The organism is Streptomyces pseudoechinosporeus (genome assembly GCF_054783935.1).
The window spans coordinates 121,667-145,306 of the sequence record NZ_BAAGPS010000011.1 but is presented as its reverse complement, the minus strand read 5'-3'; the positions used below and the strand labels follow the sequence as shown (position 1 = coordinate 145,306).

The 23,640-nt window shown below is 71.0% G+C and carries 18 protein-coding genes and 3 pseudogenes; 11 read left to right on the top strand and 10 right to left on the bottom strand.

All coding sequences use genetic code 11. The annotated features are described in order from the left end of the window. The 4 genes and pseudogenes from ACYVO6_RS17115 to ACYVO6_RS17100 all read left to right on the top strand — a co-directional run. Positions 1–105 (top strand): annotated as a pseudogene (locus ACYVO6_RS17115) (transcriptional regulator); the annotation flags it as partial. A 175-nt stretch (positions 106–280) separates the two neighbouring features. Beyond that, a complete protein-coding gene (locus ACYVO6_RS17110) occupies positions 281–856 on the top strand; it encodes an ArsR/SmtB family transcription factor (RefSeq protein WP_461062127.1) in 576 nt (191 codons plus the stop codon). Continuing rightward, positions 853–2,106, top strand: coding sequence for an MFS transporter (locus ACYVO6_RS17105; RefSeq protein ID WP_461062125.1), 1,254 nt, complete (start codon positions 853–855; stop codon positions 2,104–2,106). The genes ACYVO6_RS17110 and ACYVO6_RS17105 overlap by 4 nt, the downstream gene beginning before the upstream one ends. Positions 2,107–2,271: 165 nt before the next feature. Beyond that, the gene (locus ACYVO6_RS17100; protein WP_461062123.1) at positions 2,272–3,597 is read left to right on the top strand and encodes a lanthionine synthetase LanC family protein; all 1,326 of its coding nucleotides are present in this window, start codon (positions 2,272–2,274) and stop codon (positions 3,595–3,597) included. On the opposite strand, the pseudogene ACYVO6_RS17095 reads toward ACYVO6_RS17100, so the two are convergent. Further along, positions 3,546–3,662, bottom strand: a pseudogene (locus tag ACYVO6_RS17095) (XdhC/CoxI family protein); the annotation flags it as partial. The gene ACYVO6_RS17100 and the pseudogene ACYVO6_RS17095 sit on opposite strands and share 52 nt — an antisense overlap. Between ACYVO6_RS17095 and ACYVO6_RS17090 the strand changes: the two are divergent. After that, a pseudogene (locus ACYVO6_RS17090) lies at positions 3,660–3,974 on the top strand (Scr1 family TA system antitoxin-like transcriptional regulator); the annotation flags it as partial. The pseudogenes ACYVO6_RS17095 and ACYVO6_RS17090 sit on opposite strands and share 3 nt — an antisense overlap. Positions 3,975–4,078: 104 nt before the next feature. Here ACYVO6_RS17090 and ACYVO6_RS17085 read toward each other — a convergent pair. Genes ACYVO6_RS17085 through ACYVO6_RS17065 form a run of 5 tightly spaced genes read right to left on the bottom strand, consistent with a single transcriptional unit; the run spans position 4,079 to position 9,675 of the window. After that, a complete protein-coding gene (locus ACYVO6_RS17085) occupies positions 4,079–4,570 on the bottom strand; it encodes a GNAT family N-acetyltransferase (protein ID WP_461062121.1) in 492 nt (163 codons plus the stop codon). Positions 4,571–4,614: 44 nt separating this feature from the next. Beyond that, positions 4,615–5,769 carry an XdhC family protein gene (locus ACYVO6_RS17080; protein ID WP_461062119.1) on the bottom strand — a complete coding sequence of 385 codons (1,155 nt, stop codon included), beginning with the start codon at positions 5,767–5,769 and terminating at the stop codon, positions 4,615–4,617. 32 nt (positions 5,770–5,801) lie between these two features. Beyond that, positions 5,802–8,195 carry a xanthine dehydrogenase family protein molybdopterin-binding subunit gene (locus ACYVO6_RS17075; RefSeq protein ID WP_461062117.1) on the bottom strand — a complete coding sequence of 798 codons (2,394 nt, stop codon included), beginning with the start codon at positions 8,193–8,195 and terminating at the stop codon, positions 5,802–5,804. 2 nt (positions 8,196–8,197) lie between these two features. Next, on the bottom strand, positions 8,198–8,788 hold the full coding sequence (locus tag ACYVO6_RS17070) for a (2Fe-2S)-binding protein (protein ID WP_461062115.1): 591 nt from the start codon (positions 8,786–8,788) through the stop codon (positions 8,198–8,200). Beyond that, the gene (locus ACYVO6_RS17065) at positions 8,788–9,675 is read right to left on the bottom strand and encodes an FAD binding domain-containing protein (protein WP_461062113.1); all 888 of its coding nucleotides are present in this window, start codon (positions 9,673–9,675) and stop codon (positions 8,788–8,790) included. The genes ACYVO6_RS17070 and ACYVO6_RS17065 overlap by 1 nt, the downstream gene beginning before the upstream one ends. A gap of 284 nt (positions 9,676–9,959) precedes the next feature. Between ACYVO6_RS17065 and ACYVO6_RS17060 the strand changes: the two genes are divergently transcribed. After that, positions 9,960–11,633: a PucR family transcriptional regulator gene (locus tag ACYVO6_RS17060; RefSeq protein WP_461062111.1), complete on the top strand. Its 1,674-nt coding sequence runs from the start codon at positions 9,960–9,962 to the stop codon at positions 11,631–11,633. A gap of 153 nt (positions 11,634–11,786) precedes the next feature. Then, complete coding sequence (locus ACYVO6_RS17055; protein ID WP_461062109.1) at positions 11,787–12,560, top strand: hypothetical protein; 774 nt, start codon at positions 11,787–11,789, stop codon at positions 12,558–12,560. A gap of 258 nt (positions 12,561–12,818) precedes the next feature. Here ACYVO6_RS17055 and ACYVO6_RS17050 read toward each other — a convergent pair whose 3' ends face one another. Further along, positions 12,819–13,685, bottom strand: coding sequence for a GntR family transcriptional regulator (locus ACYVO6_RS17050; protein ID WP_461062107.1), 867 nt, complete (start codon positions 13,683–13,685; stop codon positions 12,819–12,821). Between the two features lie 154 nt (positions 13,686–13,839). Between ACYVO6_RS17050 and ACYVO6_RS17045 the strand changes: the two genes are divergently transcribed. Both ACYVO6_RS17045 and ACYVO6_RS17040 read left to right on the top strand, forming a co-directional pair. Then, entirely contained in the window at positions 13,840–14,715 is an 876-nt protein-coding gene (locus ACYVO6_RS17045) for a (2Fe-2S)-binding protein (protein WP_461062105.1), read from the top strand. A gap of 322 nt (positions 14,716–15,037) precedes the next feature. Continuing rightward, complete coding sequence (locus tag ACYVO6_RS17040) at positions 15,038–16,087, top strand: DUF2637 domain-containing protein (protein ID WP_461062103.1); 1,050 nt, start codon at positions 15,038–15,040, stop codon at positions 16,085–16,087. Between the two features lie 71 nt (positions 16,088–16,158). On the opposite strand, the gene ACYVO6_RS17035 is transcribed toward ACYVO6_RS17040, so the two are convergent. Together ACYVO6_RS17035 and ACYVO6_RS17030 are read right to left on the bottom strand one after the other, a co-directional pair. Further along, complete coding sequence (locus tag ACYVO6_RS17035) at positions 16,159–16,650, bottom strand: ATP-binding protein (RefSeq protein ID WP_461062101.1); 492 nt, start codon at positions 16,648–16,650, stop codon at positions 16,159–16,161. Positions 16,651–16,851: 201 nt separating this feature from the next. Continuing rightward, positions 16,852–18,411 carry a protein phosphatase 2C domain-containing protein gene (locus ACYVO6_RS17030; RefSeq protein WP_461062099.1) on the bottom strand — a complete coding sequence of 520 codons (1,560 nt, stop codon included), beginning with the start codon at positions 18,409–18,411 and terminating at the stop codon, positions 16,852–16,854. Positions 18,412–18,639: 228 nt separating this feature from the next. Between ACYVO6_RS17030 and ACYVO6_RS17025 the strand changes: the two genes are divergently transcribed. Both ACYVO6_RS17025 and ACYVO6_RS17020 read left to right on the top strand, forming a co-directional pair. Then, on the top strand, positions 18,640–19,629 hold the full coding sequence (locus ACYVO6_RS17025) for a helix-turn-helix domain-containing protein (protein WP_461062097.1): 990 nt from the start codon (positions 18,640–18,642) through the stop codon (positions 19,627–19,629). Between the two features lie 158 nt (positions 19,630–19,787). Further along, positions 19,788–22,142 (top strand): glycosyl hydrolase family 95 catalytic domain-containing protein, encoded by a 2,355-nt coding sequence (locus ACYVO6_RS17020; protein ID WP_461062095.1) that lies wholly within the window; start codon positions 19,788–19,790, stop codon positions 22,140–22,142. Here the strand turns inward: ACYVO6_RS17020 and ACYVO6_RS17015 are convergent. Next, positions 22,057–23,550, bottom strand: a complete 1,494-nt coding sequence (locus ACYVO6_RS17015) for a DNA-3-methyladenine glycosylase 2 family protein (protein ID WP_461062327.1) — start codon at positions 23,548–23,550, stop codon at positions 22,057–22,059. The genes ACYVO6_RS17020 and ACYVO6_RS17015 overlap by 86 nt on opposite strands. Positions 23,551–23,640 lie beyond the last annotated feature (90 nt).

Here is a 23,640-nt window from a genome sequence, read left to right as displayed (position 1 = left end):
CTGAGCACGTACCTCCGCACCTGGAACACGCTGAAGGAATCCGCCGTGTACGGGGCCGACGCGCACCGGGCCATCAGCGCCGCGCGCCGGACCCTCAACGTCTGACACCCGCTGTGCCCGCAGCCGTCCTTCAACGCCTGCTTGGGATCAGCCCATCGGCTGCCGAGCGATGGGCGGCCGGGGCCGTCAGGACGGCCTACGCAGCCGAGGTGGTCCACCGATCCCAAAAAGCCACGTGAAGAGTATTGAGAAGAAGTCTTTGCATAGATACCTTCTCGTCATGCCTGAATTACGACCACGCGTGCTGTCCGACATCGACGCACTCAAGGCCCTCGCTCACCCGCTGCGCCAACAACTGGTGAACTGGCTTCAGCGCCATGGTCCGGCCACGTCCGCCGACCTGGCTGCCGAGTTCGGTGAGGACCGCGGCGCGACCAGCTATCACCTGCGGCAACTGGCCCGGTTCGGGTTCATCGAAGAGGACACGGACCGCTCATCCGGGCGTCGCAAGTACTGGCGAGCCATCCCACAGGACGTGCGGCTGCCGCGCCGCCCGACGGAACCCGAGGTTGCTCTCGCCGCCGAGGAGATCGGCCGGCAATGGATGGAGCGTGCTGATCGTGACCTGACCGCCTACCTGTCCCACAGAGAGGCGTTCGGCGAATTCGCCGCCGGCGCCATGCACTCCTTCGGCAGCACCATGCTCACCGCTGAGGAACTGGCCGAGTTCGGTGAGGAGTACATCGCCTTCCTCAAACGCTGGCACCGGGAACCCGGTCAGGCGCCCCCCGGCAGCCGGCACATCTCCGTGGTGTTCCATGCCTTCCCCACCCCTGACAGCGGGGACGCGTCGTGACCGCCCCGACCGCCGAAAAAACCGCCGAACGGCCCTCGTTATGGCGCAACCGTGAGTTCGTCGCTCTGTGGAGCGGTCAGGTCGTCTCGACCCTGGGCTCCCAGATCAGCGGGACGGCGATGCCGCTGCTTGTGCTGGCGACCACCGGATCGCCCTCCGACGCCGGGATCGTCGGAGCCGCCGGCACGCTCCCCTTCCTCATCGCTCACCTGCCGGCCGGAGCGCTGGTGGACCGGTGGAACCGCCGCAAGATCCTGCTGATCAGCGAACTCGTCGCGGGACTGGCACTCTCCACCGTCCCGATTGCCATGTGGTGGGGCAAACTCACGGTCACGCACCTCGCCGTGGTCGCCTTCATGCAGGGACTGTGCTTCGTCTTCTTCGGGCTGGCCGAGCGCGCCGCACTCCCGAAGATCGTCCCTGTCGCGCTCCTGCCCACCGCAGTGGCCCATAACGAGGCCAGGACCCGCGGTGCGGCTCTGGCCGGTCCTCCCTTGGGCGGCATGCTCTTCGGCATCGACCGCGCCGTGCCTTTCCTGGCTGATGCGGTCTCGTACGTCATTGCCTCCATCGTGCTGCTGTTCATCCGAAGCGACCTGCAGAACCAGACAAAGCCTCCATCGGAGCCTCTGTGGCAGGCGACCACCGCAGGTTTGCGCTGGGTCTGGCGCCACCCCCTCATCCGCGCAGCGATCCTGTTGATCGCCGTCAGCAACCTGGTCTTCCAGGCTCTCGTATTGATCCTGGTCGTCCTCGCCCAGCACCAAGGCGCCACATCCACCACCATCGGGATGATGCTCGGCATCTACAGCGGTGGTGGTCTGATCGGCGCACTCGCGGCGAGCAGGCTCCATCGTCACTTCAAGCCCAAGACCGTCATCGTCGGCGTCAATTGGATCTGGGCTGCGCTTCTGCCTCTGTTCGCACTCACGTCGAGCCCTGTGCTGATCGGCGCCATCGGTGCTGCCACCGCCTTCGTCGGACCGCTGTGGAACGTCGTGATCACCACCTACATAACCGTCCTGGTTCCCAACGAGTTGCTGGGGCGTGTCACCAGCGCGGCCATGACCCTGTCCTGGGGGGTCATGCCGCTGGCCTCCCTCGGTGCCGGATACCTGCTCACCACCATCGGACCAATCGGCTCCGTGTTCGTGCTGGCCACGGTGATGCTTGTTACCGCGGTCATCGCCACCGTCAGTCCGGCCGTCCGTCATGCCCCGCCGATTCCTGCGCACGGCAAGTCGGCCTGACCTCGACCGCCAACTGCGGGAGTCCGCCGCCCGGTGCCTGGCTCTATTCCGCACCCTCGAATCTCCGAACCTGCCGACAGTACGACCCGGAGCCGGGTGGCCTGCGTTACTTCGTGCTGCGGGCCTGAGCGGGAGTCCCCCTGAGCACGTGCCAAAGTGGATGACATGACGGCAACAGGCATGCGGGACGCGGGAATTGACGAGGTCGAGGCGCTGGCGGTCGACGCCCTGCGTTGGATGCTCGCCGCCGCGCGGGACACCGGGGGCGGCGGTCTCGGCTGGCCCGACAAGCCCTCCGCCGACGAGCCCGAGACCATGCTCTACTGCGGTACCGCCGGGGTCGTACCGGTGCTTCTGGAGGCGTGGCGGCACTTCGGGGACGACTCGTTCGCGGACACCGCCCTGCGCGCGGCCCGCAGCCTCGCCGATGCCGTCGAGGGCTGCGAGGACAGTTCCCTGTACTTCGGGCTCACCGGCATGGCCCTGGCCCTGCGGGCCGTTCACGACGAACTCGGCGACACGGCCTCCGGCGCCGCCGCCGACCGGGCCATGGAACTCGTGCGGTCGCGTTTCGACGGGACCCGCTGGGGCGAGCTGTTCGAGCTGATGGGCGGCAACGCCGGGATCGGCCTCGGTGCACTGCTCCTCGGCGACGAGGAGTTGGCCGTACTCGCCCTTGAGCCCTATCTGCGGACCGCCGAGAAGGTCCCGTCGGGCGTGCACTGGGAGTTCCGTACCGGCAGGGAGGGGCGTATGCACCACGTCTCGCACGGCACCCTGGGCATCGTGTACGCGCTGGCCACCGTCGGCACCGCGACGCGACGGACGGACCTCGTCGAGCTGGCCCGGGCCGGTGCCGCGGGCGTCGTGGCGCGGGACGAGGACGGCCCCGAGGGGTTCCTGGTCGCGCACTCCGACCCGGCACACCTGCCCGACCGGATCGAGCGCTACAGCTACGGCTGGTGTCATGGGCCCGCCGGTGACGCCCAGGTCTTCCGGCAGCTGAGGGACGTGCTCTCCGAAGAAGCGGCCGCCTGGTCGACCCTGGCCGACCGCTGCTGGCACACCATCATCCACTCCGGCCTGCCTGGCCGACTGCGCCCCGGCTTCTGGGACAACAACGCCCGCTGCTGCGGCACCGCAGGGGTCCTCGCGCTGGCCTGCGACCGGATCGCCGAGCAGGACGACGGCCACGACTTCGCCCGGGTCCTGGTCGCGGACCTCACCGACCGTGCGATCCGGGACGCCGACGGCGCCCGCTGGTCCAACTTCGAGCACAAGGTCACCCCGAGCGGCCTCGAACCCCACACGGGTTGGGCGATGGGCAACGCGGGCATCGCCCGGGAACTGATGCGCTACGTCCGGCTGGGCCGAGGAGGCGATCCGGACTACGCGTTCAGCTGGCCCGACCAGCCGACGGTACGCCGAAGCGCCTCTCGGGCCACCGACCCGATCCGCCCCGCCAGCTCCGATGTCGACGTAACGTCGTGATGAATCGGCGTATGCGCCCCGGTCAGCGAAACCCCACTCCCCCCACGCCGGTTGGCGACGATCTCCGGGCGCTGATCTGCCCGCCGTCCGTCCTGGCCGCGCAGCTCGACCGACTGTCCGGGGTGGTCGGCCTGGACACGGTCGAGCTGGGGATCATCCCGTTCAGCGCCTCGCTCAAGATTCCGCCCGCCACGGCGTTTTGGATGTACGACGACAGCCGCGTGATCGTCGAGACCTGGCACTCCGAGCTGTGGATCGAGGACGAGGCCGGCGTGAGCACGTACCTCCGTACGTGGAACACGCTGAAGGAGTCCGCCGTGTACGGGGCCGACGCGCACCGGGCCATCAGTGCCGCGCGCCGGACCCTCAACGTCTGATACCCGCTGACGCCTCAGCTCAGGTGAAGCGAGAAGCCTTCAGGTCGGAGCCGCACTGGCAGGGCCACGTCTGACGTATCCCGACCCCGACCCAATGTGGGCGATCAGCCAATGGCGGTAAGCCGACGCCGGTACCGGACGCCAGGGCGCCCACTGAGCGTGATGTCCCCCACAGGGGTGAACCCGTTCCGTGCGAGCACGGTCATGGACGCCGGGTTATCGAGGGTGGTGACCGCCCTGAGTGCGGAGAGCCGGTAGGTCGTGGCGGCGAGGCGGCACGCCTCCGCGACCGCGGCGGTCGCGACGCCCCGGCCCGTGGCGCGCTCGGCGATCCTGTAGCCGAGCTCGGCGCCGTCCTCGTCGACGTCGACGAGGTTGACGCGGCCGATCAGGTCCCCCTGCTCGTCGAGGACGACATGGAAGTGGCAGTCGCCGGCGTCCTGCTCGGCGAGGCGGGCGAGGAGGCGGGAGGCAAACTCGGCGAAGAACGCGTCACCCCGATCCGGCACGGACCGCGCGAAGTACTCCCGGTTCTCCTGCTCGAAAGCCAGCAGAGCAGGCGCGTGGTCGTCCCGGAGCCTCTCGAGCCTCAACATGCCCGGCAGCATACGCAACGATGATCGCGTCCGGGCGTCAAGCATCAGGCCACCGACCCGATCCGCCCCGCCAGCTCCGATGTCGACGTAACGTCGTGATGAATCGGCGTATGCGCCCCGGTCAGCGAAACCCCACTCCCCCCACGCCGGTTGGCGACGATCTCCGACGCGATCGACAGCGCCGTCTCCTCAGGCGTACGCGCCCCGAGGTCCAGCCCGATCGGTGACCTGAGCCGCGCCAACTCCAGCTCCGTCACGCCGACTTGGCGCAGCCGCTCGTTCCGGTCCAGGTGCGTGCGCCGGGAGCCCATCGCGCCGACGTATGCGACCGGCAGTCGCAGCGCGAGCTTCAGCAGGGGTACGTCGAACTTGGCGTCGTGCGTCAGGACGCACAGCACCGTACGGGCGTCCACCGACGTCCGCTCCAGGTACCGGTGCGGCCACTCGACGACGACCTCGTCGGCCTCGGGGAAACGCGCCACCGTGGTGAAGACCGGCCGCGCATCGCACACCGTCACGTGGTAACCCAGGAATTTGCCGATGCGTACCAACGCCGACGCGAAGTCGATCGCACCGAAGACGAGCATCCGCGGCGGCGGCACCGACGACTCAACCAACACCGTGAGCGGTGCTCCGCAGCGAGAGCCCTGCTCTCCGATCTCCAGGGTTCCGGTGCGGCCCGCGTCCAGGAAAGCGCCCGCCTCGGCCGCCACCGTGCGGTCCAGCTCGGGGTGGGCGCCAAATCCGCCCTCGTACGAGCCGTCGGATCGTACGAGCAGAGCGCGACCCAGCAGCTCCCCCGGTCCGGAGACGATGCGCGCGACCGCCGCCGCCTCCCCGCGGGCGGCGGACAGCGCCGACACGAACACCTCCCGGTCGGGGGCCGAGGCCCGTACCGGCGTCACCAGGATGTCGATGACGCCGCCGCACGTCAGGCCGACTGCGAAGGCGTCCTCGTCGCTGTACCCGAAGCGTTCGAGGACCGACTCCCCGTCCGCCAACGCCTGTTGGCACAGCTCGTACACCGCACCCTCCACACAGCCCCCGGAGACCGAGCCGATCGCCGTGCCCTCGGAGTCCACCGCGAGGGCCGCGCCGGGCCCGCGCGGCGCGCTGCCGCCGACGGCCACCACGGTGGCCACGGCGAAGTCGCGGCCCTGCTCGACCCACCGGTGCAGCTCTTGGGCGATGTCCAGCATCTCGGTCTCGCTCTCCTCTCCGCCCCGGAGGGTCACATGCCGGTGAGGTGCTCCGGCCGTACCGGCGTCCTGTTCAGCTCCAAGCCCGTCGCGTTCCGAATGGCCGCAAGAACAGCCGGAGTTGACGAGAGAGTCGGAGCCTCGCCTGCGCCCCGCAGCCCGTACGGGGCGTGGGCGTCGGCCAGTTCGAGTACGTCGACGGGCATGGTCGGGGTGTCGAGGATCGTCGGGATCAGGTAGTCCGTGAAGGAGGGGTTTCGGACCTTCGCCGTCTTCGGGTCGACGAGGATCTCCTCCATGACGGCCATGCCCAGGCCCTGGGTCGTACCGCCCTGGATCTGGCCGACGACGGACAGCGGGTTGAGGGCCTTGCCGACGTCCTGGGCGCAGGCCAGTTCGATGACCTTCACCAGGCCCAGCTCGGTGTCGACCTCGACCACGGCCCGGTGGGCGGCAAAGCTGTACTGGACGTGTCCGAAGCCCTGCCCGGTATGCTGGTCGAACGGCTCGGTCGGCCGGTGCCGCCACTCCTCCTCGACCTCGACCGCCTCGTCTTCGAGTACGTCCACCAGGTCGGCCAGCACCTCACCGCCGTCGGTGACGACCTTGCCGCCCTCCAGCAGCAGCTCGGCCGTGGCCCAAGCAGGGTGGTACGGACCGAACTTGCGGCGCCCGATCTCCAGGACCCGCTCGCGGACCAGTTCGCAGGCGTTCTTGACGGCGCCGCCAGTGACGTACGTCTGACGTGACGCCGAAGTCGAGCCCGCGGAACCCACCTGTGTGTCGGCCGGCTGGATCGTCACCTGGGTGACGCCGAGCTCGGTGCGGGCGATCTGCGCGTGGACGGTGACGCCGCCCTGGCCGACCTCCGCCATCGCGGTGTGGACGGTGGCGACGGGCTCGCCGCCGACAACCTCCATACGGACGCGGGCAGTTGAGTAGTCGTCGAAGCCCTCGGAGAAGCCGACGTTCTTGATGCCGACGGCGTAGCCGACACCCCGTACGACGCCTTCGCCGTGCGTGGTGTTGGACAGGCCGCCCGGCAGCTGGCGTACGTCCGCGCCCTCGGAGCTCTCCCACTGGCGCTCCGGCGGCAGGGGCATCGCCTTGACGCGGCGCAGGAGTTCGGCGACCGGGGCGGGCGAGTCGACGGGCTGGCCCGTCGGCATGATCGTGCCCTGCTCCATGGCGTTGAGCCGGCGGAACTCGACCCGGTCCATGCCCACCTTGTCGGCGAGCTTGTCCATCTGTGCCTCGTACGCGAAGCAGGCCTGCACCGCGCCGAAGCCGCGCATGGCGCCGCAGGGCGGGTTGTTGGTGTAGAGGGCGAGGGCTTCGATGTCGACGTTGTCGATGACGTACGGGCCCGCGCCGAGCGAGGCCGCGTTGCCGACGACGGCGGGTGAGGCCGAGGCGTACGCGCCGCCGTCCAGGACGATGCGGGCCTTCAGGTGCGTCAGCTTGCCGTCCTTCGTTGCCCCGTGTTCGTAGGAGAGCTTCGCGGGGTGGCGGTGGACGTGGCCGAAGAAGGACTCGAAGCGGTTGTAGACGATCTTCACCGGCTTGCCCGTGCGCAGCGCCAGCAGGCAGGCGTGGATCTGCATCGACAGGTCCTCGCGTCCGCCGAACGCGCCGCCGACGCCGGAGAGCGTCATCCGCACCTTGTCCTCGGGCAGGCCGAGGACCGGGGCGATCTGGCGGAGGTCGGAGTGCAGCCACTGGGTGGCGATGTAGAGGTCGACGCCGCCGTCCTCCGCGGGCACCGCGAGTCCCGACTCCGGGCCGAGGAAGGCCTGGTCCTGCATGCCGAAGGTGTACTCGCCGGTGACGATGAAGTCGGCGCGACGGCGGGCTTCCGCCACGTCTCCGCGGATGATCGGCTGGCGGTGGAGGATGTTGGGGTGCGGTACGTGGCCGAAGTGGTGGTCGGTGCGGTTCTCGTGGATCAGCGGCGCGTCGGGGGCGGTGGCGCTCAACTCGTCGGTCACGACGGGGAGTTCGCGGTACTCGACCTTGATTTTGGCGGCGGCGCGGCGTGCGGTCTCCGGGTGGTCGGCGGCGACGATCGCGACCGGCTCACCGTGGTGGCGTACGCGGCCGTGGGCCAGTACGGGGGTGTCGTGGATCTCCAGCCCGTAGTGCCGCACGTCGGTCGGCAGGTCGTCGTACGTCATGACGGCGTAGACGCCGGGCTGCGCGAGGGCCTCGCTCGTGTCGATCGACACGATCTCCGCATGGGCGACCGGGGAGCGAAGGATCTGGCCCCACAGCATGTCCTCGTGCCACATGTCGGAGGAGTACGCGAACTCGCCGGTGACCTTGAGTGTGCCGTCAGGTCGGAGTGTGGACTCGCCGATGCCGCCCTTGGTCTGCGAGCCCTGGGTGACCTTGGTGGGAGTACCGAGGGGAGCGTTGTTGCCGGCCATGCTCAGACCGCCTCCGACTGCCGGGCGGCCGCGAGGCGGACCGCGTTCATGATCGTCTCGTAGCCGGTGCAGCGGCAGAGGTTGCCCGACAGCGCCTCGCGGATGTCCGCGTCGGTCGGCGTCGGGTTGCGCTCCAGCATCTCGTCGGCCGCGACCAGCAGACCGGGGGTGCAGAAGCCGCACTGCACCGCGCCTGCGTCGATGAACGCCTGCTGGACCGGGGAGAGTTCGGTGCCCTCGCCGGTCTGGGAGTCGGTGCCGTGCGCCGACCACCGCTGGGCATCGTCCAAAGATGTGACACCTTCCGCGGAAGTGTCACACTTTCCTGACCCACAGGCCCGCTGCCGTGCGTACTCCGCAAGCCCCTCGACCGTGACGACCTCGCGCCCCTCCACCTGACCCGCCGCGACCAGACACGAACACACCGGTACGCCGTCGAGCCGGACCGTGCACGAGCCGCACTCCCCTTGCTCGCAGGCGTTCTTGGCACCCGGCAGCCCCAGGCGCTCCCTCAGCACATACAGCAGGGACTCACCCTCCCAGACGTCGTCGGCTTCCTGGGGGCGGCCGTTGACCGTGAAATTGACGCGCATTACGCGACTCCCTCCGTGGCGGCGGTGCCGCGGTACGACTCCCAGGTCCAGGTCAGCGTCCGGCGGGCCATGATGCCCACCGCGTGGCGGCGGTAGCTCGCGGTGCCCCGGACGTCGTCGATCGGGTTGCAGGCGGCGGCGCACAGGTCCGCGAACTGCTTGGCGACCGACGGCGTAATGATCTTGCCGTTCTCCCAGAAGCCGCCCTCTTCGAGCGCCGCGTTCAGGAACTCCTCGGCGGCCTTGGCCCGGACGGGCGTGGGTGCGGCCGAGCCGATGCCGGTGCGGACAGTACGCGACGACGGGTGCAGGGCCAGCCCGAAGGCACACACAGCGATCACCATCGCGTTGCGGGTGCCGACCTTGGAGAACTGCTGCGGTCCTTCGGCCTTCTTGATGTGTACGGCCCTGATCAGTTCGTCGGCGGCGAGCGCGTTGCGCTTCACGCCGGTGTAGAAGTCGTCGATCGGGATGCGGCGGGAGCCTCGTACGGACTCGGCCTCGACCTCGGCGCCCGCGGCGAGGAGCGCGGGGTGGGCGTCGCCGGCCGGGGAGGCGGTGCCGAGGTTGCCGCCGACGCCGCCGCGGTTGCGGATCTGCGGGGAGGCCACGGTGTGCGAGGCGAGGGCGAGGCCCGGCAGTTCGGCCCGCAGGTGCTCCATGATCTGGGTGTACGGGACGGAGGCGCCGAGCCGCACGCTGTCCTCGCCGACCTCCCAGTCGCTCAGCTCGCCGATGCGGTTCAGGTCCAGGAGGTACTCGGGCCGGCGGTGGTCGAAGTTGATCTCGACCATCACATCGGTGCCGCCCGCAATCGGCACGGCGGTGGGGTGCTCGGCCTTCGCGGCGAGCGCCTCCTCCCAACTGCCGGGGCGAAGGAAGTCCATGATCGGCTCTCTTCTTCGTATCGTGGGGCGTTCCGTTTGAGCCAGGTCGGGGACGGCGGCATCGGCTCGTTCAGATGCTGTTCACAGGGCTTGAGGTCAGTAGACCGCGGCGTCCCGCACCCGGGTCAGTCACACAAACCATGAAGGAGTCGGCTGGCCAGGGCGATCGTCTTGTAGATTCGTCTGAACGGGGGACGCCGGCAACCTCATCGTTTTCCTCGGGAAACACCGGACACGGTCCCCGGGAACCAGAGATTTCCAGACAAGGAACGGCGGCGACGAGAATGCGGTTGCGCGCACTGCTGGACACCGATGCGCTGGGCCTCAGGCTGCTCGGCGGCGAGGACGAGCTGGACCGCAGCGTGCGCGGGGTGATGACCACGGATCTGCGGGACCCCAGCCGCTATCTCTCGGGCGGTGAACTGGTCCTCACGGGTCTCGCGTGGCGGCGCGGCGCGGCGGACTCCGAGCCTTTCGTACGGATCCTCGTGGCCGCCGGAGTCGCGGCCCTGGCCGCCGGTGAGGCCGAGCTGGGCGACATCCCCGACGATCTGGTGCTGGCCTGCGCCCGGCACCGGCTGCCGCTGTTCGCCGTCGACGAGTCGGTGGCCTTCGCGACGATCACCGAGCATGTCGTACGGCAGGTCTCGGGCGAGCGGGCCGGGGATCTGGCGGCCGTGGTGGACCGGCACCGCCGGATGATGACTTCCGGTCCGGCGGGCGGCGGCCCGGACGTGGTCCTGGACCTGCTCGGCTCCGATCTGGACCTGCGGGCCTGGGTGCTGTCCCCCGCCGGGCGCGCGATCGCGGGCGCGAACCTCTCGGGACCCGGGCTGCCCGCCGAGGTGTGCGCCGAGCTGGCCGCCGAGCACCTGGCGGCGGTGCGCACCGGTCGGCGGGGACCGTATCGGGTGTCGGTGGGGGGCACGACGTACTCCCTGTTCGCGATCCTCAGCAGCGGCAGGGGGGCGGCGGCTTCGCGCGACGTACGCGAGACGGTGCTGTCGGACTGGCTGCTCGTGGTGGAGGCGGATGCCGGGGACTGGCCGGAGGAGCGGCTCGACCTGCTCCACGGGGTGACGCAGCTGATCGCGGTGGAGCGGGACCGGCGGGACGCGGCGCGTACGGTGCGCCGCAGGCTCGCGCAGGAGGTGCTGGAGCTGGTGCAGGCGGGTGCCGCGCCCGCGGAGATCGCGGCGCGGCTGCGGGTCGCGGCGCCCGTGCTGCTGCCGGGGCTCGGGGCGGCCCCGCAGTGGCAGGTCGTGGTGGCCCGTGTCGAGTGGGACGGCGGGGAGATCGAGGGCGGGCCGGTGGCCCAGTCGCTCCTGGAGGAGATCCTCGTCGACCCGTTGTCGTCCGGGCCCGAGCCGTCCGACCGGATCGCGGTGGCCCATACGGGCGAGGAGGCGATCGCGCTCGTACCTCTGCCGGCGGTGGCCTCCGAGCGCGACGGGCCGGGGTCGGGGCTGCTCGCCGACGCGCTGCTGGCGGCCGTCCGCGGCCCGCTGTCGGCCGGCCTGAACGACGACGGGCGGCTCACGCTCGGCGTCAGCGCGGCCGTGCACTCGGCGGAGGGACTGCGGGGTGCGCTGGAGGAGGCCCGGCACGCACGCCGGGTCGCCGCCGCGCGTCCCGGGCGGGTGTGCGCGGCGGGGCACCAGGAGCTGGCCTCGCATGTGCTGCTCCTGCCTTTCGTCCCGGACGACGTACGCCGGGCCTTTACGGCTCGCCTTCTTGATCCCCTACGGGACTACGACCGCCGGCATCGCGCCGAGCTGATCCCCACGCTCGAGGCGTTTCTCGACTGCGACGGCTCCTGGACGCGGTGCGCGGGCCGCCTGCATCTGCACGTCAACACGCTGCGCTACCGGGTGGGCCGTATCGAGCAGTTGACGAGTCGCGACCTCTCGCGGCTCGAGGACAAGCTGGACTTCTTTCTGGCGTTGCGGATGAGCTGAGGTCACAGGGCTGTGGATCTGGAGGCACGAAGTGCCACTCCTTGCACCATGACTTTGTGAAATCCTTCACCCACCCCCTTGGCCAGGCGCGCAGATTCATGCTGAGATGCGGCCACCACTCAACAGCTCAATGGTGTGCTCGGGGAGGGCAACGTGGCGTATCCCGCCATGTCTGGTTACGGAACCGCTGCAGGGGACGATCCACTCCAGACCGCGGTATGGCGGCTGCGCTCGCGTGCCTGCTGGGCCGACGCCGCCGCACTCCTCCAGCCCGTCACGGCGGGCGCGGCGCTCCAGCGGGCCTCGCTCCTCGTCGAGCGGTGTCTCTACACCGAGCAGGGCTGGGCGGAGGCCGAGGACGCGCTGCGTACGGCGGAGGCGCTGGCACGGAGTGACGATGAGCGGGGTGCGGCGGCCTGTGAGCGGGGGCAGCTGGCGTACGCGGCCACGCTGCTCGGCGTACGCGACCGGGCGGACGAGGCGCGGGCCGCGCTCGGCCGGGCCGCCGCGCTGATCGCGCCGAGCGCTCCGGGCCGGGCCCTGCTCGACTTCCGGCGCGGGCTGCTCGCCGAGAACCTCGCGCACTCCCCGCAGGCGGCCCGTGCCGCGTACCGTCGCGCCCATGCCGGCGCGACCGCTCAGGGCGACGCGCTGCTGCTCTCCTTCACCTGGCGTCACCTCGCCGGACTCGCCCTGCGGGAAGGGGAGTTGGTGGAGGCCCGGCACGGCTTCACCGAATCGCTGCGGATCCGCGAGGAGCTGGGCTACCTGGTCGGTACGGCGCCCGCGCTGGCCTCCCTCGCCGACGCCGAGATCGAGCCGGACGCGTCCCGGCTGCGGGCCGAGGCGGCGCGGCTGTTCCGGCTCCTGGGGGGCGTACCGACGTGGCTGGCACCGCAGTTGGCTCCGCCGGCGGCTACGGCGTGACGCTTCCTGGCTAGGGCCTGTGCCGAAAGTGGCGCCTGCCGGGCGACGCCTGGCACGCTCCCCCACTGCCTTAAGGGCGTGGGAGGTGCCCCCACTCGCCGCACCGGGCGAAAGCCCAAGTACGTCCAGTACGAGGACTTCCACCCGGCACGCCGAGAGCACGCTCCCCCACGCTCGAACCCGAGCTCGCGCGGGGGACCCCCATCGCCGCCGCCCGGCCCGCCCTCCGGGCGGACGACGCCACCTTCGGCACAGGCCCTAGGCGAAGTGATCCCGTACGAGCGACTGCGTCGTCGGCAGGTCCTTGTTGATCAACGCGTCGAGGAGCGCGGTGTGTTCGGCGGCGTTCGCCGTCAGGGCGGCGCGGCGGCGGGAGGCGGGGCCGGTGATGAGGGGCCACTGGGCGCGTCGGTGCAGGTCGTCGGCGATCCGTACGAGCTGCTCGTTGCCGGAGAGGGCGAGCACCGCGCGGTGGAAGGCGCGGTCGGACTCGACGTAGGTGGCCCGGCAGCCGGTGGACGCGGCCCGCGCCGTCGCCTCGGCGAGCGGGCGCAACTCCGCCCAGCGCTCGGCGGGCACGCTACGGGCCAGCCGCTGCATCACGGGCGCCTCGAGCAGCACCCGGATCTCGGCAAGCTCGGCCAACTCCCGCGCCCCACGCTCGACAACGCGGAACCCCCGGTTCGGCACCACCTCCACGGCCCCCTCGACCGCGAGCTGCTGCATGGCTTCGCGTACGGGAGTCGCGGAGACTCCGAAGCGCTCGCCGAGCACGGGAGCGGAGTAGACCTCGCCGGGCGCGAGCTCTCCGCCCACCAGGGCAACGCGGAGGGCGTCGAGGATCTGGCCTCGGACGGAGGACCGCTGGACGACGGGGCGGGGGGCTGCCGCCCGGGGGGAGGGGATCGGGATCTCGCTGTGGGTGTGCTCGCCTCGGGCGGGAGCCGAGTGCGCATCCGCCGCCCCCTGCTGCGGGGGCACCCTGGCCGCCCCCGTCCTCGGGCGGGCGTCCGCCGCCGGGCGCGCCTGCGCCGACGTATCCCCCGCATCCCCGGCGGAGCCGCTCGCAGAACGATCCGTACCCCCGGTGGAGCCGTGCGCGTCACGCTGGCCGGCCTGGTTCACGGGGGCCTCCTCCGGAGTTGGCGGTACTTGTGGTCATTGCGGGTGATGTGGCCGTACGTCCTGCACGATAGGCGGAGCGAGCGGCAGTTCAAACCTCGAACACATCGGCTAAGGTAAGCCTTACCTGTAAACGAGCGTGATCGGTGGTCTTTATATGTCCGTTCCCGCCCAGGCCGCAGCCTCGCCCGCCACCCCCGCAAGCCCTACACACTCAGTTATCACGGAGGCGTACAACCACCTGGCCAAGGCGTATCCCTACCTGGGCATCACGGAACTCGGCCCCGAGGAACCGGCCCCGCAGGGCGACGGCTGGGTCGCCGTCGACGGGCTCGCGGCGGGCGGACCCGACCTCGACGCGTTCCTCGCGTGGGACGAGACACAGACGCTCAAGGACTACGGACAGCAGGCCCGCCCCGACGTCATCGCCAGCTTCGGCCTGCACCGGTACGCCTGGCCGGCCTGCCTGCTGTTCACGGTGCCGTGGTTCCTGCTGCGCCGCGTGCCCCGTTTCCCCGTGGAGCACGTCTCCTACCAGCGCGAGCTCGGCCGCATGACGGTGCGGGTCGGCGAGTTCGCCTGCTTGCCGGACGACCCGGCGGCCACGCTGCCCGGCGCCCGCGTCGTACCGGACGAGGAGACCCTGCGCACGGAGGTACGGGCGGCCGTCGCCGAGCACCTGGAGCCTGTACTCGGCGGCTTCGGTCCCCGGATGCGCCGCCGTGGCCGCGCCCTGTGGGGCACGGTGACCGACGACCTGGTCGAGAGCCTCCACTACATCGGCCAGCAACTCGGCGAGGAGCCGCGCGTGATGGCCGAGTTGGACCTGCTGCTCCCGGGCACGACCCGCCCGTACGTCGGCACGCCCGCCTTCCGCGAACTGACCGGCCCAAGCGGCGAGTCGCTGTCCACCCGCGACCGGGCCAGCTGCTGCTTCTTCTACACCCTGGAACCCGAGGACACCTGCGCCAACTGCCCCCGCAACAGCGAGGCGGTACGCATCGAGAAGCTGACGGCGGCAGCGGCCGGCTGACGGCCTGCGCGGCAATCGGCAAGTCTGCAAGTCTGCAAGTCGACTGCCGCCACAGTCTGTTGAACGTCTGAACGTCGCCTCGCAGATTACGGGCGATTCACAATTTCCTCACTTGCCGCAGGAACTATCCGTTGAACCACCCGTAAGGGTAATCTTATTCGTACTCGACTCTCGTCCCTCGCGTGGCAGTTCGAGCAGAACGTCGCCCTGCGCATCCCCTTGCACTCCCTTGGCGGCCTCTTGCGCCGAAACCCTCTGAGGGCCGACGGGATTGGGCCACTATGGCGGGCGTTACGCCCTATCCCAATGCAAGGGACCCCAGATGAGACTGACCGACATATCGCTTAACTGGCTGCTTCCGGGCGCCGTACTGCTCCTGGGCATGCTGGCGGCGGTTGCGGTGCTCGCGCGCGGCAAGCGCGCCGGGGAGAAAGCAGCAGAAGCGGACGACTCTTGGGAACGCAGCGAAGAGCGACGCCGGCGCAAGGAGGCCATCTACGGCACCGCCTCCTATGTGCTGCTGTTCTGCTGCGCCGCGGTCGCCGCAGCGCTCTCCTTCCACGGACTGGTCGGCTTCGGTGAGCAGAACCTGAATCTCTCCGGCGGCTGGCAGTACCTCGTTCCGTTCGGCCTGGACGGCGCCGCGATGTTCTGCTCGGTACTCGCGGTACGCGAGGCCAGCCACGGAGACGCGGCCCTCGGTTCCCGGATACTTGTGTGGACGTTCGCGGCCGCTGCCGCCTGGTTCAACTGGGTGCACGCCCCCCGGGGCGCCGGCCACGCGGGCGCCCCGCACTTCTTCGCCGGCATGTCGCTGTCGGCCGCGGTGCTGTTCGACCGGGCACTGAAGCAGACCCGCCGGGCGGCGCTGCGCGAGCAGGGCCTGGTGCCCCGCCCGCTGCCGCAGATCCGGATCGTCCGCTGGCTGCGCGCTCCCCGTGAGACCTACGGCGCCTGGTCGCTGATGCTCCTCGAAGGTGTGCGCAGCCTGGACGAGGCGGTCGAGGAAGTGCGCGAGGACAAGCGGCAGAAGGAGACGAACCGGCAGCGCCGGCGCGACCAGGAGCGGCTGGACCGGGCCCGTATCAAGGCGCTCACCCGTGGCCACCGCGGACTGATCGGGCGCGGCGGCAGGCAGGTCGAGGTGCAGGCCGTGCAAGCCGCCGCGGCCCCCGCCCAGGTGACCGCGGAGCCTGCCATATCGACGCCGGAACCACTGCCCATGCGCGCCGCCCGTCCCTCCCTCGCCCCCGTTAGAAGCGGTGCCGAGCCGGTCACCGTCGACCTCACGGCCGAGGACGACACGATGGCTCTGCCGCGGCTGGACTCCTTGGAGCGCAAGCTCAAGGACCTGGAGCAGCAGTTCGGCTGAGGATTGATGCTCCCTTTAGGCTCTCCCCCACCTTGTGGCCTTACTTTTGTACGGCGGCGTGGCCTGCTCAACTAGGCCGCGCCGCCGTTCAGTTCGAACCACACCGCCTTGCCCACGCCGTGTGGCCGTACGCCCCACTCGTCCGCGAGTGACTGCACGAGCACCAGGCCCCGGCCATGCGTACCCTCGTCGGCGTTCGCCGGCTGCAGACTCGGCTTGCGGCCCAGGAAGTCCCGTACCTCCACCCGGAGTCCGCTCGGGCCGACGGTGGCCGTGAGCACCGCGTCGCTGTCGGTGTGGACGAGGGCGTTGGTGACGAGTTCGCTGGTCAGCAGTTCCGCTATCTCGGATCTTCCGGGCCTCCCCCAGCGGGAGAGCAACTCCCGCAGCGCTCTGCGCACTTCGGGCACGGCCCGCAGATCGGCCCGCCGCAGCCTGCGCCTGAGCTGCGGACCATCCTGCCGACCCGTCGCGCCGTCCGCCGATTCCTCCGCTGTCTGCACCGTCTTCGCCGAGAAGGCCCCGGATACCACGGGACCGCCTCCTCGTGCCTGCCTCTTCATGACCCCCGCCCGCACGTCGTTGTCGCCCCCTCCTGCTCGAACACGTACACGGAATGCATGCCCCGCCCGGCACGCGCCAGTCATGCCGAATGGTCAACTACCTGCGATACGGCCACGGGTTCCCCGTACCGGAGGGGATAAGCCGGAGGATGAGCCGCGGATGAGCCGGGAGGAGTCAGTCGCCCCCCCCCGGTCGCACGATCACTCCTCCCAGACCGCCGCCGCCGTGCGGTCGTCGGCGTATCCCTTGACCCTTACCTGGATGTCGGCGAGGAAGGCCGCAAGGCCCGGTGGCTCGGTGTCCGTCCAGCGGTCCGTCAGTTGGTGGGCGAGTTCGGGTTCGCCGCGGAGCGGTTCGGCCAGGCCGCCCGTGCACAGGAGCAGCGCATCGCCGGGGCGAGCGACGGAGGCGCGGAAGCGGAAGGGCGGGCGGGGCGGTTGGGGGGCGGGCTCATAGGGGCTCGGGGGTGTCGTGATGCCGAGGTCCATGGTGAGCCGGTCGCCCTCGGGGGTCTCGGAGGGCGGCGAGCCGAAGCCGACCACGGCCTCGCCGGTGGTCTCGGCGACCCGCGGCTCGATGTCCTGCCATTCGCCGTCGCGCAGCCGGAACAGACCGCCCGCGCCGACGCCGAAGAAGACGCGCGTACGGCACTCGGGGTCGGCGGGGAGCAGCAGGCAGCGCAGACTCGCCGTGTACTCCTCCGGGTCGATGCCCTGCTCGGCGGCGGTGGCCCGGAGTTTGCCCAGGCTGCGGTCGGTGAGCCGGTGCAGCCCGGATTTGAGGTCGCCGCGCCGGGCCGCCCTGATGTCCTCGACCAGCCGGGCGTGACTGCGGCCCACGGCCCGCCCGATCCACTGGCAGACCTCGGCGGCGGCCCGGTGCGCGCCGGGAGTGGCCCGCGCTCCGGTCGCCATGGCGACGAGTACCAGCGCCTGCTCCCCCGTCCCGAACCGCGCGGTCAGCAACGAGTCCCGCCGCGGCTCGCCCCGGTACCGCGCGGAGTCCCCGCGCACGGAAGCGGCCCGCAGCGTGGAGGTCCCGTAATGCGCCCCGTCCAGCACGGTGTCGGCGACCAGGTCGTCGAGATCGTCGGGGTCCGCGGGCGGAAGGGCGGTGGGTTCGGGGTCGTAGGTGGGCGGGCCGGAGCCTACGTAGTCGACGGTGGGTGTGGCGGGGATGTGGGGGGCGTACAGCGTGTCCGAGGAGGTCGCTGACGGGACGTCGGACGGGGTGTCGTCGGACGGGGTGCCTGGAGGGGCGTCGATCAATGTGGCGGGGCCGCCGGCCGGTGGCTCCGCCCCCTGGTCGTACGGGGCATCCGCCGGGGCATCGGCCCGCTCGGCCGCGGCGGAGGCGGAAGCGACCGGCGCCGCCCCCGGCGTCTCCGTGGACGTATCGCCGCCGGACACCTCCGTACGGAATCCCGACGGCTTGGGACCCGGTGGAAAGGAGGCCGGCCCCGGCGGTTCAGGAGGCGGCGCCTCCCAGGGCGCCCGCTGCCGCTGGAGCCCACTGCGCCGCAACGCGTCGGCGCCCGGCGGCACCGAGGGCGGCGGCCCCGAGGCCGACGGTTTCGCGGGCGCGCCTCCGCCGGACGGACCCTGTCGCGGAACAGCTCCGACCGTTCCCGCCGCCGAGGCGAACCGGTCGTCGAGGGAGTCGGCCGCGGCCGCTGGTCCCGTGTCCTCGGTGGAGTCGTCGTACAACTGCCGCCACCAGTCGTCGTCATGACCGGTGGGCGTCTCCCCCTGCTGGCTCATGCCCCCAATTGTCCACTGGACGGGCCGGATGAAAACGGTGCATCCGGAAAAACCGGCCCGTGGCGCGGATGCCGTACGGCAGTTGACGCCACAGTGACGCAACCGTGGCAGAGAAGCGGGCGGTACGGGAATGATGTACCTGGGGGTAACTTCCCAGGGGTAGCTGGGGGAAGGTTGCGCCGTGGCCGTTTTCCGCCACGGCCGGTCATCGAGGAGGGGCGTCGCCGGATGCTGGGAGCGATCGGTCTGGACGAGACGCATGAGTCGGCGTACCGGGCACTGGTGTCCGTGGGCGCCGCCGACGTGCCGGACCTCGCGCGGCGGCTCACGCTCGGCGAGTACGACACGGAGCGGGCGCTGCGTCGACTGGAGCGGCACGGGCTCGCGGCCAAGTCCTCGGCCCGGCCGGGGCGTTGGGTGGCGGCGCCGCCCGGGGTCGCCCTCGGCGCGCTGCTCACCCAGCGACGTCAAGAGCTGGAGAAGGCGGAGCTGGCGGCGGCGCGGCTCGCCGAGGAGTACCGCGCGCAGGCCGCCGAGCCCGCCGGGCACGACCTGGTCGAGGTGGTGACGGGCGCGGCGGCGGTCTCGCAGCGGCTGCTGCAACTCCGGCTCGGTGCGCGCGAGGAGGTGTGCGTGCTGGCCACCGCCGACGCGACCGGCGTCACGGGGGCGGAGCACGACGCGGAGGGAAAGGCCGCCCGCTACCGCGTGGTCGTCGAGCGCGCCATGCTGCACCGCCCCACCGGCATCACCGAACTGTCCGATCTGTCCGAGGCGCTCGGCCGCGACGAACGGATACGGGTCGTGGACCAGGTGCCGACCCAGCTCGTGATCGCCGACCGGACGCTCGCCATGGTGCCGCCGGCCTCGGGCGCCCTCGAACCCGCCGCACTCGTGGTGCACGCGAGCGGGCTGCTCGCCTCGCTGTCGGCGTTATTCGAATCGGTGTGGCGGGACGCGCTCCCGTTACGCCTCGGCGCGGCCGGCACGCTCACCGAGCAGGAGCCGGACGGACCCGACACCGCCGACCTGGAGATCCTCTCCCTGCTCCTCGCCGGACTGACCGACGCGAGCGTGGCAAAGCAACTCGACCTGGGCCTGCGGACCGTACAGCGCCGGGTGAAACGCCTCATGGAACTGACGGGCGTGACCACGCGACTCCAGCTCGGCTGGCATGCGTACGAGCGGGGCTGGGTCGCCCGGGAGCGCGAGGACTGAGCGACCCCTGACACACCACCGCCTCTAACACAGCGGCTAACACATCGGATCTCTCCCGACTTATTGACGACCTCTCGCGCCATCTCTAACTTGCGCCCTGGGATAGCTCCGATGAATCCACTCACATCCGTGTGTCCTGCGAGCCGCCAGGAGGCGCCATGCCCAGCCCGTCCAGCCGTCGTTCCAGCCGCCCGTCCAGACGTACCGTGCTCGCCACCGGCTCCGCGCTCGGCGGGACACTGCTCGCGGGCGGCCTGCCCGCACCGGCCACGGCGGCTTCCGGCTCAGCGACCCCCGGAGCCGACCCGCACCACTCCTCCGACCCCTGGCGTACCATCCTCGACGACGCCGACCTGGTCTGGCGGCGGATGCCGAAGACCTGGTACGAGGGCCCGTTCCTCGGCAACGGCTTCCTGGGATCCGGCATCTACGCCGAACCGGGCATGGAGACCAAGGCCGTCCGCTTCAACGTGCAGCACTCCGAAGTCCAGGACCACCGCCCGGAGTTCGGCTCGCTCTTCGGGCTCGCGCGGCTGCCGATCGGCCACTTCACCCTGGAACCGGTGGGCACGATCACCGGCCTGGACTGGCGCCTCGGCCTGCGCGACGCCGAACTGACCGGCACACTCACCACCGACAAGGGCACCCTCACCCTCCGCGCCCTGGTACACAACTCCCGCTCCGTACTGGCCGTAGAGGTGACGCCGAGCGAGGGCGAGCGCGACTTCACGTGGGTGTTCCACCCGGCGGAGGCGATCAGCCCGCGCGCCGCGTTCCGGCCGCTGCCGGGGGGGTACGCGGCCAACCCGCCCGCCGAGACCGGGGAACACGACGGCATCTCCACCGCCGTACAACCGCTGCTGTCCGGCGGTCAGCATGTCACCGCGTGGCGGGAGCGCACCCGGGGCCGTACGCGGACGCTGTACGCGCATGTCGCGCACTCGTACCCGAAGTCGACGGCGCTCAGCCGGGCCCTGGCCGCCGTCCGCAGCGCCTCTCAACTCCCGTACGATCTCCTGGCGGTAGCGCATCGTGCCTGGTGGCGGGCCTTCTACCGGAAGAGCTTCCTCTCGCTGCCCGACGCGCGCATCCAGCGCTTTTACTGGATCCAGCTCTACAAGACGGCGTCCGCGGCCCGTCGCGACGCGCCCGTGATGGCCACCTGCGGCCCGTGGGTGGAGTCCACGCCGTGGCCGGCGACCTGGTGGAACCTGAACGTGCAGCTGGAGTACTGGCTGATCCACGGCTCCAACCACCTCGAACTCGACGCCGTGACAAGGGCGTTGAGCGAGTTCCGCGACAACCTCACCGCCGAGATGGCGCCCGCGTACCGCGCCGACTCCCTCGGCATCCCGCGCACCACCGACGCCTCGCTGGTCAACGGCGGCGCCACGAACCCCGTACTGGGCTACGGCGTCGGCATCCCGGGCCAGGACCCGCCGACCCCCGAGACCGGCAACCTCACCTGGGCCCTGCACAACGTCTGGCTCAGCTACCGCCACACCATGGACGAGTCGATCCTCCGCGACGTCCTCTTCCCCCTCCTCCGCAAGGCCATCAACTACTACCTGCACTTCCTGGAGCCGGGCACGGACGGCAAGCTGCATCTTCCGGCCACCTTCTCACCGGAGTACGGCGGCAACTCGCGGGACTGCAACTACGACCTGATGCTGCTGACATGGGGCTGTCGTACGCTGCTGGAGTCGGCCGAACTCTTCGGCATCGACGACGAGTTGGCGCCGCGCTGGCGCGAGGTGCTGGCCCGGCGGGCCGCGTATCCGACCGACGAGAACGGCTTCATGATCGGCGCGGACATCCCCTTCGCGAAGTCGCACCGCCACTACTCGCATCTGCTGGCGGTGTATCCGCTGTACGAGTTGACGGGCCGTACGCCGGACGAAAAGGCCCTGATCGAGAGGTCGTTGGCCCACTGGGTCGGCTTCGAAGGCGCCCTCCAGGGCTATACGTTCACGGGCGCGGCCTCGATGTCGGCGCTACTCGGCAAGGGCGAGGACGCGCTCACGTACCTCGGCCAGCTCATGTCCCGCTTCATCCAGCCCAACACCATGTACAAGGAGACCGGCCCGGTCATCGAGACTCCGCTGTCGGCCGCCCAGTCCCTGCACGACATGGTCTGCCAGTCCTGGGGCGGCATCATCCGCATCTTTCCGGCACTCCCCGCGGCATGGGCGGACCTGACGGTCCACAACTTCCGTACGCAGGGGGCGTTTCTGCTCAGCGCGGTACGCGAGGGCGGTGCGACCCGCTGGGTCCGGCTGGTCAGCGAGGCGGGCGCCCCGTGCGTCGTACGGCATGGCATTGCGGGCGCGATCGACGTACGGGACGGCCGGGGACGCCCGCTGCGGTACGAGCCGGTGGGTGACGGCGTGATCCAAGTCCCCCTGCGCAAGGGCGAGTCGGCGCTCATCACCGCCAAGGGTGACCGTCCGGACCTGCGGATCGCCCCCGTCGAGCCGAACGAGGAGGCGCCGCGCTGGGGGCTGGCGGAGTGATCCCTGGGATGTGCTGGCCGGCGGCCTCCAGGTGCCGCAGGGCATAGGAGCGCCAGGGTCGCCAGGTGTCGGGAACGGGTTCGCCTGGCGGGGCCACGTCCGGGTCGCCGAGGGCGCGGGCGCGGATGGCGGCCACGGTGCGGGGATCGATGCCGGGCAGCGCGAGCAGGGCCTCCTGCGCGTCGTCGCGATCGGCGCCCGCGTCGAGCCGCAGGCGGCCGTCGGCGAGAGCGGTGGCGAGGGCGCCGAGGGTGCCGTCCGGTTCGGTCTCAGCGAGGGCGGCTGGCTCGGGAAAGACATGCGTGAGCGACCCACAGGGCGCGTCCAGCGCCTTCCCGTACACCCGCACCAGCCGCTCGGCCTCACTCCGGCCCACCACCGCGCGCACCGCCAGCTCCTCCGGATCGGCGGCACCGGGCGAGCGCAGCCCCGGCCGAGCGGCCACCAGCGGCGCCAGGAGGGGATCGGCGGCGAGCCGTTCGTCCACGGCGTACGGATCGGCGTCGAGATCGAAGAGGCGGCGCAACCGCTGTACGGCGGTAGTGAGGTCGCGGAGGTCGGTGAGGTGGAGCCGGGCGTCCAGCCAGCCGCCGGGGCGGGGCTCGGTGGAGCGGGACTTGGTGGGTCGGGACTCGCTGACGGCGACGATTCCGGTGCCGTACGGGAGGCGCAGCGTGCGGCGGTAGGTACGGGAACCCGGGGCTCCGACCACCTCCTCGATGCCGGGTACGGCCTCGGCGGCGAGCAGGTCGAAGACGGCGGCGGCCTGGTACGGGCCGCGGTGCGCGAGGCGCAGCGGGATGCCGGCGGACGGGGTGGCGGCCGCCCGGCGGGAGGCGGCACCGCGTCCGCGGGGCGCGGCGGCGCGCAGTTCGCTGGGCGTCAAGGCGTACACCGTACGGATCGTGTCGTTGAACTGCCGTACGCTCGCGAACCCGGCCGCGAAGGCGATCTGCGTGATCGGCAGCTCCGTGGTCTGCAGCAGCACCCGCGCGGTGTGCGCCCGCTGGGCCCGCGCCAGTGCCACCGGGCCCGCGCCCAGCTCCGCGGTGAGCTGCCGCTGCACCTGCCGCGCGCTGTACCCGAGCCGCACGGCGAGCCCGGCGACGCCCTCGCGGTCCACGACCCCGTCGCCGATCATGCGCATGGTCCGCCCCACGACGTCCGCGCGCACGTTCCACTCGGCGGAACCGGGCACGGCGTCGGGCCGACACCTCCGGCACGCCCGAAAGCCCTCGCTCTGCGCCGCGGCGGCCGTCGCGTAGAACCGCACGTTCCGCCGCTTGGGCGTCACCGCCGGGCAACTCGGCCGACAGTAGATCCCAGTCGTCTCGACGGCGAAGAAGAACTCCCCATCAAACCGAGCGTCCCTGCTCCGCACGGCTTCGTACCTGGTCTCTTCGTCAATCACACTCCCAGTCTGCGCCCCCGCCGACCACCGGACTGGCGGAATTCGGACACGACGTTGCGCCCCGAAGGGGCGCGGGGCTGTATCAAT